Source organism: Microbacterium sp. LWH3-1.2, from assembly GCF_040675855.1.
GTDB lineage: Bacteria > Actinomycetota > Actinomycetes > Actinomycetales > Microbacteriaceae > Microbacterium.
On sequence record NZ_JBEGIK010000001.1, the window covers coordinates 3632211 to 3646530 of the forward strand.

Genomic DNA, 14320 nt, shown 5'->3' on the forward strand with positions numbered 1-14320 from the left:
TGTTCCGGTCGCCGTCTCAGCGACCGGCCTCCTGCGCCTGGATCGCGGTGATGGCGATCGTGTTGACGATGTCGTCGACGAGGGCGCCGCGAGAGAGGTCGTTGATGGGCTTGTTGAGGCCCTGCAGCACCGGTCCGATCGCGACGGCGCCCGCGGATCGCTGCACCGCCTTATAGGTGTTGTTGCCCGTGTTGAGGTCGGGGAAGACGAACACCGTCGCGCGTCCGGCGACCGCGGACCCGGGCATCTTGGCGGCGGCGACCGCGGCATCGGCCGCCGCGTCGTACTGGATCGGCCCTTCCACGAGCAGCTCCGGGGCCCGCGAGCGGACGAGGGCGGTCGCATCCCTCACCTTCTCCACGTCGGCACCCGTTCCGGACTCCCCCGTCGAGTACGACAGCATCGCCACCCGCGGATCGATGCCGAACTGCGCCGCGGTCGCCGCCGACGAGATCGCGATGTCGGCGAGCTGCTCGCTCGTGGGGTCCGGGATGACGGCGCAGTCCCCGTAGACCAGCACCCGGTCGGCGAGCGCCATGAGGAACACGCTCGAAACGACCGAGACGCCCGGCTTGGTCTTGATGATCTCGAACGCGGGCCGGATCGTGTGCGCCGTCGTGTGCGCGGCGCCGGACACCATGCCGTCGGCGAGGCCGAGGTGCACCATCATCGTGCCGAAGTACGAGACATCCGTCACGGTGTCGGCCGCCTGCCGGACCGTGACGCCCTTGTGGGTGCGCAGGCGCGCGTACTCCTCCGCGAACCTGTGCACGTGCACGGCGTCCAGCGGCGACAGCACCTCGGCGGACTGGATGTCGATTCCCAGCTCGATCGCCCGCGCCCGCACCTCGAAGGGCTCGCCGAGGATCACGAGGTCGGCGATGCCGCGCTTGAGCACCGTCGCGGCGGCCCGCAGCACGCGGTCGTCGTCACCCTCGGGCAGCACGATGCGCTTGCGCTGCGCGCGCGCCCGCTCGATGAGCTGGAACTCGAACATGAGCGGCGTTACCACCGTCGCGCGGGCGAGGCCGAACGCGACGAGCAGCTCGTCGGTGTCGACGCTCTGCTCGAAGAGGGCGAGAGCCGTGTCGTAGCGGCGCTGCGAGTCGGCGGCGAGGCGCCCGCGGGTGCCCATGATGCGCACCGCCGTCTCGTAGGTGCCGAGCTCCGTCGTGATGATGGGCACGCTCGAGCCCAGGCCGTCGATGAGGCGCGTCACCGTCTCGGGCAGCTCGAAGCCGCCATTGAGCACGATGCCCGAGATCGAGGGGAACGTGCCCGACGCGTTCGCGAGCAGCGTCGCCAACAGCACCTCGGAGCGGTCGGCCGGGATGATGACGACCGCACCCTCGAGCAGGCGCGGCAGCACGTTCACCATCGACATGCCCGCGACCACGACCGCCAGCGCTTCGCGCGTGAGCCGACCCGGATCGCCGGCGAGCATCTCCCCGTCGACGGAGCGCATGATGCCGCGGATCGAGGGTGCGACGAGGTACCGGTCCTCGGGGATCGCCCAGACGGGAACCGGCGTGGCCGCAGCGGCGCCGTCGAGGTGCACGCGGATCGAGCGGCGGATGGCTTCGAGCGTCTCGTCGGAGCGCTCCGCGTCGGCGCGGTTCGCGACGACCGCGAACAGCTTCGCACGACCGTGGGCGAGCTCGGCGAGCGCGAGGTCGGCGATCTGCCCCATCTCGGCGGGGGTGCGCGCGACAGACGAGCCGAGCTGCTCGGGCTGGGTCTGGTTCTGCGCCGAGCGGCCTCCGAGCACGAGCAGCACGGGGGCGCCGAGGTTCGCGGCGATACGGGCGTTGTAGGCGAGCTCCGCGGGACTGCCCACGTCGGTGTAGTCGCTGCCGACGATGACGACGGCGTCGCACTGGGCCTCGACGGCCTTGTAACGCTCGACGATCGTCGCGAGCGCAGCATCCGGATCGTGCCTGACGTCGTCGTACGTGACGCCGATGCAGTCGTCGTACGGCAGGTCGACGCCGTCGTGGTCGAGCAGCATCTCGAGCACGTAGTCGCGCTCCACGGTGGACCGCGCGATCGCCCGGAACACGCCCACCCGCGCGGTCGCGTGACTCAGCGCGTCGAGCACACCGAGCGCGACCGTGGACTTCCCCGAATGACCCTCTGCCGACGTGATGTAGATGCTCTGCGCCACGCGTCCAGCCTATGGGCGACACGGATGCTGCGGCCAGGCGTGCCACCGGATCAAGAGCAGCATGCAGTCCCCTGGGCGGATGCGCGGCCGCCGCGGATACCCTCGACGGCATGCACGAACCCCGCCCTGGAATCGACGTCCCCGATCACCGCGGCCGCACCGGCCTCGACCGGACGGGACGCGATCTGGACCGCAACCCGGACGTGCGGGTGACCGATGTCGAGGTGCTCGCCTCGGCGTGGCACGTGCTGCGGCGCACGACGCTGGAATACCGAGGGCCGTCGGGCGGATGGGAGACGCAGCAGCGCGAGACGTACGACCGCGGCAACGGCGCGACGGTGCTGCTGTACGACCGGGCGCGGCGCACGGTGCTGCTCACGCGCCAGTTCCGGTACCCGGTCTACATCAACGACCACCCCGACGGGATGCTGATCGAGACCGCCGCCGGACTCCTCGACGAGGACGACCCGTCCACCGCGATCCGGCGCGAAGCGGTCGAGGAGACCGGCGTGGACATCGGCGAGCTCCAGCACGTGTGGGACGTGTACATGAGCCCCGGCTCGGTCACCGAGCGGCTGCACTTCTTCGCCGCGGCTTACGACGGCGCGGCGGGGATCGGCGAGCGTGGGGGCCTGGCGGAGGAGGGCGAGCACATCGAACTGGTGGAGCTCGTCATCGACGACGCGCTCGCGATGGTCCGCGACGGACGGATCCAGGACGCGAAGACCATCATGCTGCTGCAGTGGTCGGTGCTGGAGGGCCCCTTCGCCCGGAAAGATTAAGACTCTCCGCGAACCCGGCAGAGCCTGGTTACCCTTGCTACGTTTCCGTCCTGGGGGAGTTGGCCTGGATGCCGCCTCGCGGAGAGCTGGCTCAAGTCTAACCCGTCCGGCGGCGGCCCGACGTCACACCACCAGCGGCCCCAGGCGCACGGCCAGAGGCTGCAGCACCGACAGCACCTGAGACGGGTCGTCGGCACGGTGGCGGGGACCGGAGAATCCCACCGCACCCGCCAGGCTCCCCGTGGCGTCGCGGATCGGCACCGCGACGCAGCCGTACCCCGGAACAAGCTCGCCGAGCTGGCGGGTCGCGCCGAGATCGGCGAGGTCCTGCCGCGCCGCGTCCTCCCCTCTCCCCTGCTCGATCCGCAGCAGGCGTCCGAGCGCGAACCGCTCGGGCTCGCGGGCGAGACGCACCTCGTCCGAGAAGGGGAAGTCGGGGTCGGCGTCGACCATAGAGACACGGCCGTCCACGAACAGCACCACGTGCACGCCGCCGCGCAGGGCCGTGCGGGCCTCGGCCACGACGCCGCGAGCCGCCGACGTCAGGCGCGCGGGTCCCGCCGCCACGGCGGCCAGCTGCACCACCTTCGCCCCCAGGGCGAACCCCGCGAGGTCGGGGGTGCGGACGAGGTACTCGTCCTGCACGAGGAGGTTGAGCAGGCGATAGGCGGTCGCACGCGGGAGGCCGAGCTCGAGTGAGATCTCGCGCGCGGTGGCGCCTGCACCGAGGTGCGCCACCGCCTCGAGCACCGTCAGCGCGCTGTGCACCGCCTTCGGCTGGCGCGCCGTCAGCGTCGGACCCGACGCCGGCAGCTCACCCACCGCCGGTTCGCCCCCCGCGGGCGACGCCGCCCAGCACCTGCGACGCGACAGGTTCGTCGTACGAGCCGATGCCGGCGAGAGACGACGGGCCGCGACGAAGCCGACCGAGCACGGCGATCGCCGAGATCACGGCGATCCCCGCCGCGACCCACACCGCGACGCCCCCCGCTGCGGCGTCGACCGCGAAGAATGTGACCAGGGCGCCGGTGAGGACGACCGCCGACACCGTCGCCGCGACGGTCGACCCGAGAGTCTGCTCGCCGATGCGGCGGAGGAAGACCGGTGCCGCCACGCACACCAGGGTGTACGCGACGATGTAGCCGGCGCCGCCCACGGCGATCGTGACGTGCATCGCGTCGCGGATGTCGAGCCCTGAGACGAGGAGCAGGAACGGCACTCCCGCGATGACGGGGAACGCCAGTGCGACCGCCCCGATCGGCGTCCCGAAGCGCGGATGGGCGCGACCGGCCGGAGCCGGCAGCACCCCGTCACGGCCCATCGTGAACAGCACCCGTGTCAGGGCGGTCGTCGACCCGATGGCGCACGCGATGAAGGAAGCCGCGATGCCGATGTCGGCGACGACCCCCCAGCCGCCCAGCCCGTACGCCGCCGCGAGCTCGTTGATCGGCGAGGCGCTCTCGCCGAGCGGCGCCCCGAGCGCATCGAATCCCGCGACCTGTGTCACTGCCGCCAGCACGTAGAGGCCGCCCGACAGCACCACCGTCCACACGATCGCGCGCGGGACGTTGCGCAGCGGCGCCCGTGCCTCGACACCGAGCGTCGAGGCGCTCTCGAACCCGACGAACGCGGTGAGGGCGATGACCGACCCGGCGGCGAGCGCCGCCGGGTTGGCGTCCCCGACGCCGAGCACCCGCCACGGGTCGATCGGACCGATCCGGACCAGCAGCACCACCAGCAGCACCGCGATCAGCGCGACCGAGAGCACCTCGACGAGGAGCGCGATGCGCGACGAGATGCGGATGCCGCGCACCAGCACGACGGCCACGAACGCGGACTCGGCGGCCAGGACGCCGGCGAGGGTGCCGGGGCCACCCGCCGCAGGCCACACGGACTCGAGCAGGAACGTGACGTAGTACGCGCCGCCGAGGAGCGCGAACATCGCGATGGCGCCGTAACCGACGAGGATCGCGGCACCGGATGCGAGGCCGGCGCCCGAGCCGAGGCCGCGCGCCGTGTAGGTGTAGGTCGAGCCGGCGGCGGCGAGCCGGCGTGCGAACTGAGAGATCGTCCGGGCGACCAGAAGGCTGAGCACCGCCGCCAGGAGGATGGACAGCACGGTCGCCGACGGCGAGATGCCTGCCACGAGCAGCACGACGGTGGTCGCCGCGGCGGCGGGCGCGACCGCCGCCACGGACTGCGCGAGCACGTCGAAGAACCCGACGCTGCGGCGGTCGAGTCCGTCGAGCGGCGAACGCGCTCCGAAGTCGTGGACGGGGTCGGGTCGCGCGATCGCGCGCTCGAGTGCGGTCATGTCGCCTCCGGTGGTGCGAGCCAGACGATACGCGCGCGCGGTTGCCGCGCCGCTTCCCCCGTGTTTCGCCCGTGTATCGCCCGAATGAGACACGGCCGCCCGCCGATCTCACTCGGCGTGCGCGAGGTTTCACAGGGGTGAAGCGGCCGTGCAATCCGCCGGAGCCAGGCTCGCAGCATCCCGTTTCCCCATCCGTCCGGAGGTCCCGCCATGACCCAGCTCGAATCGAAGGGGGTCGAGGCGTCCGCCAAGCGGACGCTCACCGGCTCGCTCGGAGTCACCGCCATCGTCTTCATGGTGGTCGCCGCCGCATCCCCGCTCACCGTGATCGGCGGCGCCGCGCCGCTGGGCATGCTGCTGGGCAACGGGATCGGCTTCCCTGCGCTGTACGCGATCAGCGCCGTCATCCTGCTGCTGTTCTCGGTGGGCCTGGCGACGATGACCCGCCATGTGCCCAGGCCCGGCGCCTTCTTCACCTACGTCGGCTACGGCCTCGGCCGATCGACCGGCCTCGCCAGCGCATGGATCGCGATGCTCACGTACACCACCATCCAGGTGTCGGTGTACGGCTACATCGGCTACATCCTGTCGGTCACGCTGCAGTCCCTCGGGGGTCCCGCCCTGCCGTGGTGGCTCATGTCGCTGGCGACCATCGCCGTCGTCGGCGTGCTCGGCTACCGCCACATCGACCTGTCGAGCAAGGTGCTCGGCGTGCTCCTCGTCGCCGAGGTCGGGATCGTGCTCGCGATGGTGGTCGTGGTCGTCGCGACGGGCGGTGCCGAGGGGCTCAGCCTCGCGCCGTTCGAGCCGGCCAACATCTCGAGCGGCTCCCCCGGTGTCGGGCTCATGTTCGCGATCGCCGCCTTCATCGGCTTCGAGGCGACTGCGATCTTCCGCGACGAGGCGAAGGATCCGAACCGCACGATCCCGCGCGCCACCTACGCCGCGGTCATCGGCATCGGCGTCTTCTACACGCTCGCTTCGTGGGGACTCGTGATGGCGTGGGGTCCGAGCGGCGTCATCGACAAGATCGCCGAGGATCCCGGCACATTCATCATCGCGACGATGGCCCGCTACCTCGGCCCGTTCGGCGAGGTCGCGGTCAACATCCTCCTCATCACCGCGATGTTCGCGTGCGTGCTGTCGTTCCACAACGTCGTCACCCGCTACCAGCACTCGATGGCGAACGCCGGCGTGCTGCCCGACACGCTCGGCGCGGTGCACGCCAAGCACCTCTCGCCGCACGTGTCGTCGCTCGTGCAGACGGCCACCGCCGTCGTCTTGATCGCGGCGTTCGCGGTGCTCGGCCTCGACCCCGTCCTGCAGGTGTTCACGTGGTTCGCCGGCGTCGCAACACTCGCCATCGCGATCCTGATGGCGGTGACGTCGGTGGCCGTGATCGTCTACTTCGTCAAGACGAAGAAGGACGGCCGCGTCTGGAACACGGTGATCGCGCCCGCCCTCGGATTCATCGGGCTCGTGCTGTCGGCGGCGCTCATCGTCGCCTACTTCCCGATCATGGTCGGCGACGTCGACGCGGACGGCAACCCCGTGTTCGGCACCGTCAGCTGGTTCCTCCTGGGCCTCGTGGTGGTCGTCCCGGCCATCGGCTACGCGCAGGCTGCGTGGATCAAGAACCGGCGCCCCGCCGCCTACGCGAAGCTCACCGACTCGATCGCCGGCTGACGGCCGCCGATCCATCCCGCAACACCCGCAACAAAGGAGAACCATGACCATCACCGACGTCGCCGCCGCTTCGGGCTTCGCCGCACCGCCGGCGCCGCAGCATCCGCTCGCCTCGCTCACGCCCGCCGAGATCCAGGCCGTGCGCGCGATCGTCCTCGGGCTCGAGAGCACGACCGACGCCACGCGTTTCGCGTACGTCGGGCTCGAGGAGGCACCCAAGCCCGAGGTGCTCGCGTGGGAGGCCGGCACCGGCGCCCTGCCGGAGCGCCGGGCGCGCGTGCAGCTGCTCGACATGAAGACCGCACTGTCGCTGGACCTGGTCGTGTCGCTCGCCACCGGCGCGGTGCTGTCGAGCGTCGAGCTCGACGGCACCGCCGGTCAGCTGCCGATCCTCGACGCCGAGTTCGAGGAGGTCGGCGTCATCGCGAACGAGAGTGAGGAGTGGGTCGCCGCCCTCGCCGCTCGCGGTCTCGCGCCCGACGATGTCGTGCTCGTGCCGCTGTCGGCCGGCAACTACGGGTACGAGGACGAGGCCGGGCGCCGCATCCTGCGCACGTTCGCGTTCCAGCAGTTCCACGCCGCGGATCACCCGTGGGCGCACCCCGTCGACGGCCTGACCGCCTACATCGACGTCGCCGCGCGGACGGTGATCAAGATCGTCGACAACCCCGGGTTCGACATCCCGCAGACGAGCGGCAACTACGACGACCCCGAGCTGCAGGGTGCGCCGCTCGAGGGACTTGCGCCCATCGTGATCACCCAGCCCGAGGGGCCGAGCTTCCGCGTCGACGACGAGCACGTGACGTGGGGCGAGTGGGACTTCCGCATCGGCTTCGACACGCGCGAGGGCCTCATCCTGCGTCAGCTCTCGTTCGCCGGGCGCCCGGTGATGTACCGCGGATCGATCAGCGAGATGGTGGTGCCCTACGCCGACCCGCAGCCGAACCGGTTCTGGCAGAACTACTTCGACACCGGCGAGTACCTCTTCGGCCGCTACACGAACGAGCTCGAGCTCGGCTGCGACTGCGTCGGCGACATCACCTACCTCGACGCGATCCTCGCGGATGAACTCGGGACGCCTCGCACCGTGCGCAACGGCGTGTGCATGCACGAGGAGGACTTCGGGTCGCTGTGGAAGCACACCGACCTCTTCACCGGTGCGTCCGAGGTGCGCCGGTCGCGGCGGCTCGTGATCTCGTTCTTCACCACCGTCGGCAACTACGACTACGGGTTCTTCTGGTACCTCTACCTCGACGGCACGATCGAGTGCGAGGCGAAGCTCACGGGCATCCTCTTCACGTCCGCCTACCCGGGTCTGAACGAGGACGGATCGCCGTACGCCTTCGCATCGGAAGTCGCCCCAGGACTCGGTGCGCCATACCACCAGCACCTGTTCTCGGCACGGCTCGACATGACCGTCGACGGCATCGCGAACGTTGTCAACGAGATCGACGCGGTGCGCGTGCCGATCTCGCCCGCGAACCCCGCCGGCAACGCCTTCACGAAGAGCGTCACGCCGATCGCGTCGGAGAAGGAGTCGGGCCGGCTCGCCGACGGCGCCCGCAACCGGATGTGGCAGATCGCCTCGACCGACAAGACCACGTCGACGGGCCAGCCGACCTCGTATGTGCTGTTCCCGACCGAGACCCCCGTGCTTCTCGCCGACGACGAGTCCTCGATCGCCTCGCGCGCCGCGTTCGCCACGAAGAACCTCTTCGTCACCAAGTACGACCCCGCCGAGCGCTATGCGGCGGGCGACTTCGTGAACCAGCATCCGGGCGGCGGCGGCATCCCCGCCTTCATCGCCGGCGACGAGCCGCTGATCGGCGAGGACGTCGTGCTGTGGCACACGTTCGGACTCACGCACTTCCCCCGCAACGAGGACTGGCCGGTCATGCCCATGGACTACGCCAAGTTCACGCTGAAGCCGTACAACTTCTTCGAGCGCAACCCCACGCTCAACGTGCCTGCCCCCGAGTCCGCGCACTGCTCGGCAGGCACCGGGCACGTGCACGGCGCGACCGGCGGCTACGGACCGACGGCTGGCGCGCACGCGCACGATTCGAGCACGCACGGGCATGACTCCGACGCGCACGGTCACGCGCACGGCGCGCACCACCACCACGGTTGATCCGTGACCGAACTGCTCCACGCCTGGGCCATCGCCCCGGCCGCGATCGGCGCCTGCTGTGTGGCAGCCGACCGCGGCCGGGCGCGGTGGCCCGACGCCGTCGCGTCGGCGCTCATGCTGATCGCGATGCTGGACGCGGCGCTCATCGGACTGGTGGCACCGGTGTACTGGGCGGCGGTGCTCCTCGGCTCGGCGATGGCCCTTGCCGTCTGGCAGCGCCCGCGCCGGGGGATCGGCGGTCGCGCCGCGTCCCCGCCAGGCCCGATGACGGTCCACACCGGGCTGGGGCTCGTCGCGATGGCCGCATTGCAGGTCGGCATGGTCCCCCCGCCCCCCGCGACGACCGCCGCGACGGCGCACGCCCACGGGGGTGCCAGCGGCGGGTCGCTCCTCGCCGTGCTCCTGCTCGGCGGTGCTGTCGCGTACGCCGCACTGTCGGCGCTCCTCGTTCTCCGGGCTCATCGGCGACTGGACCGCGCGCAGCTGATCTGCATGGGCATCTCGGTGCTGCTCATGGCGGCGGGGGTGTCGGTGTAGCCGCGGACGGTGGGTCGCGGCATCCCAGTGTTCTCCCAGCACCATCGATACCGAATCGATATCTGCGCGGTTAGGATCAGTCGCGTGGGCGAGGGAGCCCGCACCCACCCGCGACCCGCTCGTTCGAGGGCGGAACAGGAGCCGGCGATGGTCGATACCGCGATGACGGATGCTGCGTCGGAAGGCTCCGGTGCGCTCGGCACCACGAGCGCCGAGGGTTTCGCCCGCGTCACGGACGCGATCCTGAACGCGGTGGGCAGCGTCATCGACGGCAAGCCGGACGCGGTGCGCAGCGCCCTGGTGTGCTTCCTCGCCGAGGGGCACCTCCTCATCGAGGATGTTCCCGGCGTGGGCAAGACCATGCTCGCGCGGGCACTGGCGACCTCCGTGGATGCCACGGTCCGCCGCATCCAGTTCACTCCTGATCTCCTCCCCGGCGACGTCACCGGCGTGAGCGTTTTCAACCCCGTCGAGCGCGAGTTCGAGTTCAAGCCGGGCGCGATCTTCGCGAACATCGTCATCGCGGACGAGATCAACCGCTCCTCCCCCAAGACGCAGTCCGCCCTTCTCGAGGCGATGGAGGAGCGCCAGGTCACCGTCGACGGGCGCACGCACTTCGTGCCCGAGCCGTTCCTCGTCGTCGCGACGCAGAACCCGCTCGAGATGGAGGGCACGTATGCCCTTCCCGAGGCGCAGCGGGACCGATTCATGATGCGCATCTCGATGGGCTATCCCGATCCGCGGTCGGAGGCCCTCATGCTGCGTCAGCGAGACACGGTGAACCCGCTGGACCAGCTCGCGCCCGTCGTCTCGGCGGACGAGGTCAGTGGGCTCGTCGCGTGGGCGCGGGCGGTGCACGTCGCCGCGGCGATCGAGGACTACGCCGTGGCTCTTGCCCAGGCGACCCGCACGCACGGTGACTTGCGCCTCGGCGCGAGCCCGCGCGCCACACTGCAGCTGGTGCGCGCGGCCAAGGTCTGGGCCGCGCTCGACGGTCGCGCGTTCGTGATCCCCGACGACATCACGGCACTCCTCTCGCCGGTGTTCGCACACCGGCTCATCCCGACCCGCGCCGCGGGAGGGGCCCGGGCATCGAGTGCGTCCGACGCGATCACGACGATCCTCGAGCGCATCGCCGCGAGTGTGCGGGTGCCGATCGCCGCACGTCAGTGAGCAGATCATGAGAAGCGTGTGGCCACTGACCGTCCGGGGAACCGGGGCGCTGGTCCTCGCGATCGCGTGCTTCATCGTGGCAAACGAGGCGAGCATCGTCGAGTTGATGTACTTCGGCATCCTGCTGCTGGCGGTGGTCGTCGCCAGCATCGCGTCCCTCTACGTCGGGCGCCGCTCGGATGCTGTCACCCGGGCGCTCGTCCCGGACGTCGTCTCGGTCGGGCGAGAGGCGCGCGTGTCGGTGCGCGTCGAGGTGCGCACGGCGCTGCCCACGGCCCCGGGAACCTGGCGCGACGCGCTGCCCAAGGGGCTGCGCGGCAAGGCCGAAGGGGCGTTCCCCGCGCTCGGCTCGGGGTTGCGCGGCGACGAGCGCGGCGGCGCGCGCAGCATCGACCTCGTGTACACGATCACCGGCGTGCGGCGCGGGGTCCACGCGCTCGGGCCGCTCACCGTGCGCTCGTCCGACCCGTTCGGGCTCGCCCGGCGGACGGTCGTGTTCAGCCAGCGCACACCGGTCACCGTCGCACCGGCGGTGGTGGATCTGCCGCCGCTCGTGGACTACGCGGGCGCCACGGGCGGCATGCTGCACACCACGACCGACCAGCTCGGCCAGGGCGCCGACAACCTCGTCGCGCGGCCGTACGCGCCAGGCGACTCGATGCGGCGCATCCACTGGCGCGCGACCGCGCACCGCGACGAGCTCATGGTGCGCCAGGAGGAGCAGGAGTCCACGCCCGAGGCCACGGTCGTCCTCGACCGTGCCGCCTTGCGCTGGTCGCCCGAAGCGTTGCGCGCGCCGGGCGCCGACCTCGGCTTCGAGGCCGGAGTCTCAGCGTGCGTCTCGGCGGTCGCGCGGCTCGTTCACGACGGGTACGCCGTCGAGGTGCTCGACACCGAGGGAACGGTGCTGGTCGACCGCATCGACGGCGGCGACATGACCGAGGTCGACGCGATGCTCGTGCAGTTCGCGACGATCACCGCGCACCGCGACGACGCCCTCCCGCGGCTGTCGCGGCTGTTCGCGGCGGCCTCGACGGGTCCGATCGTGCTCATCGTCGGGCGGCTCGACCCGGCCGACGCGGTGGCGATCGGCCCGGTCTCGCACCACAGCACGCTCCCGCTCCTGCTGTCGGCGGCGCCGATCGCCGACGCGCTCGATATCGCCGCCGACCACGGCTGGCACGTGGCGGCTGTGGGCCCGGACCGCGATCTGAGTCTCGCCTGGGCGAACGCGATCGGTCGGGGGGTGCACCATGTCTTCGGCTGAGACCGCACGCGAGGAACGCGCCCGCGGCGGCGAGCGGCTGCTGACGTTCGCGATTCTGGCGGCGCTGCTGGCGGCACTGCTGCCGGTCGTGCGGGTCGTCGAGCCGGGATGGTGGCTGGTCGCCGCGCCCGCCCTGTCGGCGATGGTGCTCGCCGCCGGCTACGCCGCCCGCCTCTACCGACTCCCGGCCGTCGCGGTGACCCTCATCGAGGTCGCGGTGTGGGTCGTGTTCATGACCCTGGTCTTCCTGCGCGACACCGCCCTGCTCTGGGTGATCCCGACGCTCGACACCTTCCGCGCCGTGCCCCTCCTGGTCGAGGCCGCAATGGAGGAGATCACCATCGGTGCGGCGCCGCTCGAGCCCACACTGTCGCTGGCGTTCGTCGTGGTGGGGTCGATGGGGCTTCTCACGATCATCGTCGACCACGTCGTCGTGACTGCACGGATGCCGCTGCTCGCCTCCGTCGGCATCGTCGCGGTGTCGCTCATCCCGGCGATCGCAGCGCCGAGCGAGGTCGACGTCATCGGGTTCGTGTTCCTCGCGGTGACGATCCTCTTCCTGCTGCGCTCGGAGACCCGCTCGCGGGAGAAGCCGATGGAGCGCGAGGCGGAGCGAACCGCCGGCGTACCCGCGACAGCGCTCGGCATCGGCGCGATCGCGATCGTCGTGGCCGTCGTCGCGACCCCCGTGCTGCCGCAGCCCGGAGCGCGGGCCGGGTCGGGCCTCGGACCCGGGCCGGGGATCGATGCGACCCTGCAGCTCGGCGACGACCTGCGCCGGCCGCGGGAGACCGAGGTGCTCCGCGTCCGCACGGACGCGCCCTCGGTCCCGTACCTGCGCGCGACGACGCTCTCGCGCTTCGACGGCGGGCTCTGGGAGCCCGACCGGTCGCAGACCGTGTCGCTGCAGAGCGAGCGCGCGTTCGGGGTGGTGGACTCCGACGACGACATCCGCATCGGCGAGTACACGGCGAAGGTCGACGTCGTGAACCTCGATTCCCGGTGGGCGCCGGTACCGTACCCGGCAGTCGGCATCACCGGTCTCGGCGGGGGTGTATGGGGCGCAGTCCCCTACAACCACACGGTCGCCACAAGCGGCGGCTCGACCCAGGGTCAGTCGTACGAGGTGGTGTACAACGTCCCTCGGCCGTCGCTCGAGCGGGTACGCGCGGCGGTGTCGGTGGGCTCGCAGGTGCGCGATGAGACGACGCAGCTGCCCGAGGACATCCCGCCGATCATCGGCGAGCTCGCCGTGCAGGTGACCGCCGACGCCACCACCGATTACGACCGGCTGACGGCGCTGCAGCGCTGGTTCCGCGGCACCGATTTCCGCTACTCGCTCGAGGCGCCCGTCGAGGATGACTTCGACGGCAGCGGGGCGGAGGCGGTGGCGCGGTTCCTGGACGTCCGCGAGGGCTACTGCATCCACTTCGCGTCGGCGTTCGCGCTGATGGCACGGACGCTCCACATGCCGTCGCGCATCGTCGTCGGATATCTGCCCGGCACTCCCACCACCGACACCGTCGACGGACAGCCCGTCTTCTCCGTGTCGAGCTCGCAACTCCACGCCTGGCCCGAGGTGTTCTTCGACGGGATCGGCTGGATCCCGTTCGAGCCGACCTCGGGTCTCGGCGTTCCGACCACGTTCTCGTCGGAGCTGACGCTGCCCGGCCAGACCGCCGAGAACGATTCGACGACTCCGCAGTCGAACCCCACACCGACGCCACGCGGCGATCAGGCCCAGATCGACCTCGAGGAGCAGCGCCAGAGCGCGTCAGACGGATCCGCCCGGGACGCCCTCGACCCGCTCCCGATCCTCGGCGTGGTGGCGGCGGTGCTGGTGCTGCTCGCACTCCCCTTCCTCATCCGCGAGCTGCGCCGCCGGCAACAGGATGCCGCTGCGCGAAGCGGCGACGCGGCCGCCGCCTGGCAGTCCGTCCAGGAGGCCGCGATCGACGCCGGCATCCCGGTGCCCGCCAGCGAGACGCCGCGCGCGTTCGCCGGCAGGCTCGTCGCCGAACACGGGGTCGCGGCATCCGAGATGAACACCGTCCTGCTCGCGATCGAGCGCGCCAGCTATTCCCGCGCCGGTGCCCGCTCGTACTGGATGGGAGACGCGGCGGCCGATGCCGCAGCATCCGTCCGCGTCTCACTGCTGGCATCGGTGCCGCCCTCGCGCCGGATCCTCGCGCTGATCGCGCCGCGTTCGCTCGTGATCCGGCCCGGCAGCGTGTACGCCGGCACCGCCCCGGTTCGGGCAAGGTAG

Annotated in this window: 10 protein-coding genes and 1 other RNA gene; 7 read left to right on the forward strand and 4 right to left on the reverse strand. The window is 71.2% G+C overall.

What is annotated here, in order from left to right:
- Positions 1 to 16 precede the first annotated feature (16 nt).
- Positions 17 to 2164 carry a phosphate acetyltransferase gene (pta, locus tag MRBLWH3_RS16950; protein WP_363434429.1) on the reverse strand — a complete coding sequence of 716 codons (2148 nt, stop codon included), beginning with the start codon at positions 2162 to 2164 and terminating at the stop codon, positions 17 to 19.
- A gap of 110 nt (positions 2165 to 2274) precedes the next feature.
- On the opposite strand from pta, the gene MRBLWH3_RS16955 reads away from it, so the two are divergent.
- Complete coding sequence (locus tag MRBLWH3_RS16955; protein WP_363434432.1) at positions 2275 to 2946, forward strand: NUDIX domain-containing protein; 672 nt, start codon at positions 2275 to 2277, stop codon at positions 2944 to 2946.
- Here MRBLWH3_RS16955 and ffs read toward each other — a convergent pair.
- The 3 genes from ffs to MRBLWH3_RS16970 form a co-directional block, all read right to left on the reverse strand.
- Positions 2941 to 3037: signal recognition particle sRNA small type (ffs, locus tag MRBLWH3_RS16960), an RNA gene on the reverse strand. The two genes, MRBLWH3_RS16955 and ffs, sit on opposite strands and share 6 nt — an antisense overlap.
- A 32-nt stretch (positions 3038 to 3069) precedes the next feature.
- On the reverse strand, positions 3070 to 3768 hold the full coding sequence (locus tag MRBLWH3_RS16965) for a helix-turn-helix domain-containing protein (RefSeq protein WP_363434435.1): 699 nt from the start codon (positions 3766 to 3768) through the stop codon (positions 3070 to 3072).
- On the reverse strand, positions 3761 to 5260 hold the full coding sequence (locus MRBLWH3_RS16970; RefSeq protein WP_363434438.1) for an APC family permease: 1500 nt from the start codon (positions 5258 to 5260) through the stop codon (positions 3761 to 3763). The genes MRBLWH3_RS16965 and MRBLWH3_RS16970 overlap by 8 nt, the downstream gene beginning before the upstream one ends.
- Before the next feature lie 210 nt (positions 5261 to 5470).
- On the opposite strand from MRBLWH3_RS16970, the gene MRBLWH3_RS16975 reads away from it, so the two are divergent.
- The 6 genes from MRBLWH3_RS16975 to MRBLWH3_RS17000 all read left to right on the forward strand — a co-directional run bounded on the left by MRBLWH3_RS16975 (position 5471) and on the right by MRBLWH3_RS17000 (position 14320).
- Positions 5471 to 6946, forward strand: coding sequence for an APC family permease (locus MRBLWH3_RS16975; protein ID WP_363434441.1), 1476 nt, complete (start codon positions 5471 to 5473; stop codon positions 6944 to 6946).
- Between the two features lie 43 nt (positions 6947 to 6989).
- A complete protein-coding gene (locus MRBLWH3_RS16980) occupies positions 6990 to 9077 on the forward strand; it encodes a primary-amine oxidase (protein ID WP_363434444.1) in 2088 nt (695 codons plus the stop codon).
- A gap of 3 nt (positions 9078 to 9080) precedes the next feature.
- Positions 9081 to 9614, forward strand: coding sequence for a hypothetical protein (locus MRBLWH3_RS16985; RefSeq protein WP_363434446.1), 534 nt, complete (start codon positions 9081 to 9083; stop codon positions 9612 to 9614).
- Positions 9615 to 9761: 147 nt separating this feature from the next.
- Entirely contained in the window at positions 9762 to 10787 is a 1026-nt protein-coding gene (locus MRBLWH3_RS16990) for an AAA family ATPase (RefSeq protein ID WP_414685385.1), read from the forward strand.
- Positions 10788 to 10794: 7 nt separating this feature from the next.
- Positions 10795 to 12054: a DUF58 domain-containing protein gene (locus MRBLWH3_RS16995; RefSeq protein ID WP_363434448.1), complete on the forward strand. Its 1260-nt coding sequence runs from the start codon at positions 10795 to 10797 to the stop codon at positions 12052 to 12054.
- The gene (locus MRBLWH3_RS17000; RefSeq protein ID WP_363434451.1) at positions 12041 to 14320 is read left to right on the forward strand and encodes a transglutaminase TgpA family protein; all 2280 of its coding nucleotides are present in this window, start codon (positions 12041 to 12043) and stop codon (positions 14318 to 14320) included. Before MRBLWH3_RS16995 ends, MRBLWH3_RS17000 begins: the two co-directional genes overlap by 14 nt.

Bases quoted from the DNA above. Each gene is read 5' to 3' on its own strand.
- MRBLWH3_RS17000 (WP_363434451.1), top strand. From the start codon at position 12,041: ATGTCTTCGGCTGAGACCGCACGCGAGGAACGCGCCCGCGGCGGCGAG.
- MRBLWH3_RS16975 (WP_363434441.1), top strand. From the start codon at position 5,471: ATGACCCAGCTCGAATCGAAGGGGGTCGAGGCGTCCGCCAAGCGGACG.
- MRBLWH3_RS16970 (WP_363434438.1), bottom strand. From the start codon at position 5,260: ATGACCGCACTCGAGCGCGCGATCGCGCGACCCGACCCCGTCCACGAC.
- MRBLWH3_RS16995 (WP_363434448.1), top strand. From the start codon at position 10,795: ATGAGAAGCGTGTGGCCACTGACCGTCCGGGGAACCGGGGCGCTGGTC.
- MRBLWH3_RS16990 (WP_414685385.1), top strand. From the start codon at position 9,762: ATGGTCGATACCGCGATGACGGATGCTGCGTCGGAAGGCTCCGGTGCG.
- MRBLWH3_RS16980 (WP_363434444.1), top strand. From the start codon at position 6,990: ATGACCATCACCGACGTCGCCGCCGCTTCGGGCTTCGCCGCACCGCCG.
- MRBLWH3_RS16955 (WP_363434432.1), top strand. From the start codon at position 2,275: ATGCACGAACCCCGCCCTGGAATCGACGTCCCCGATCACCGCGGCCGC.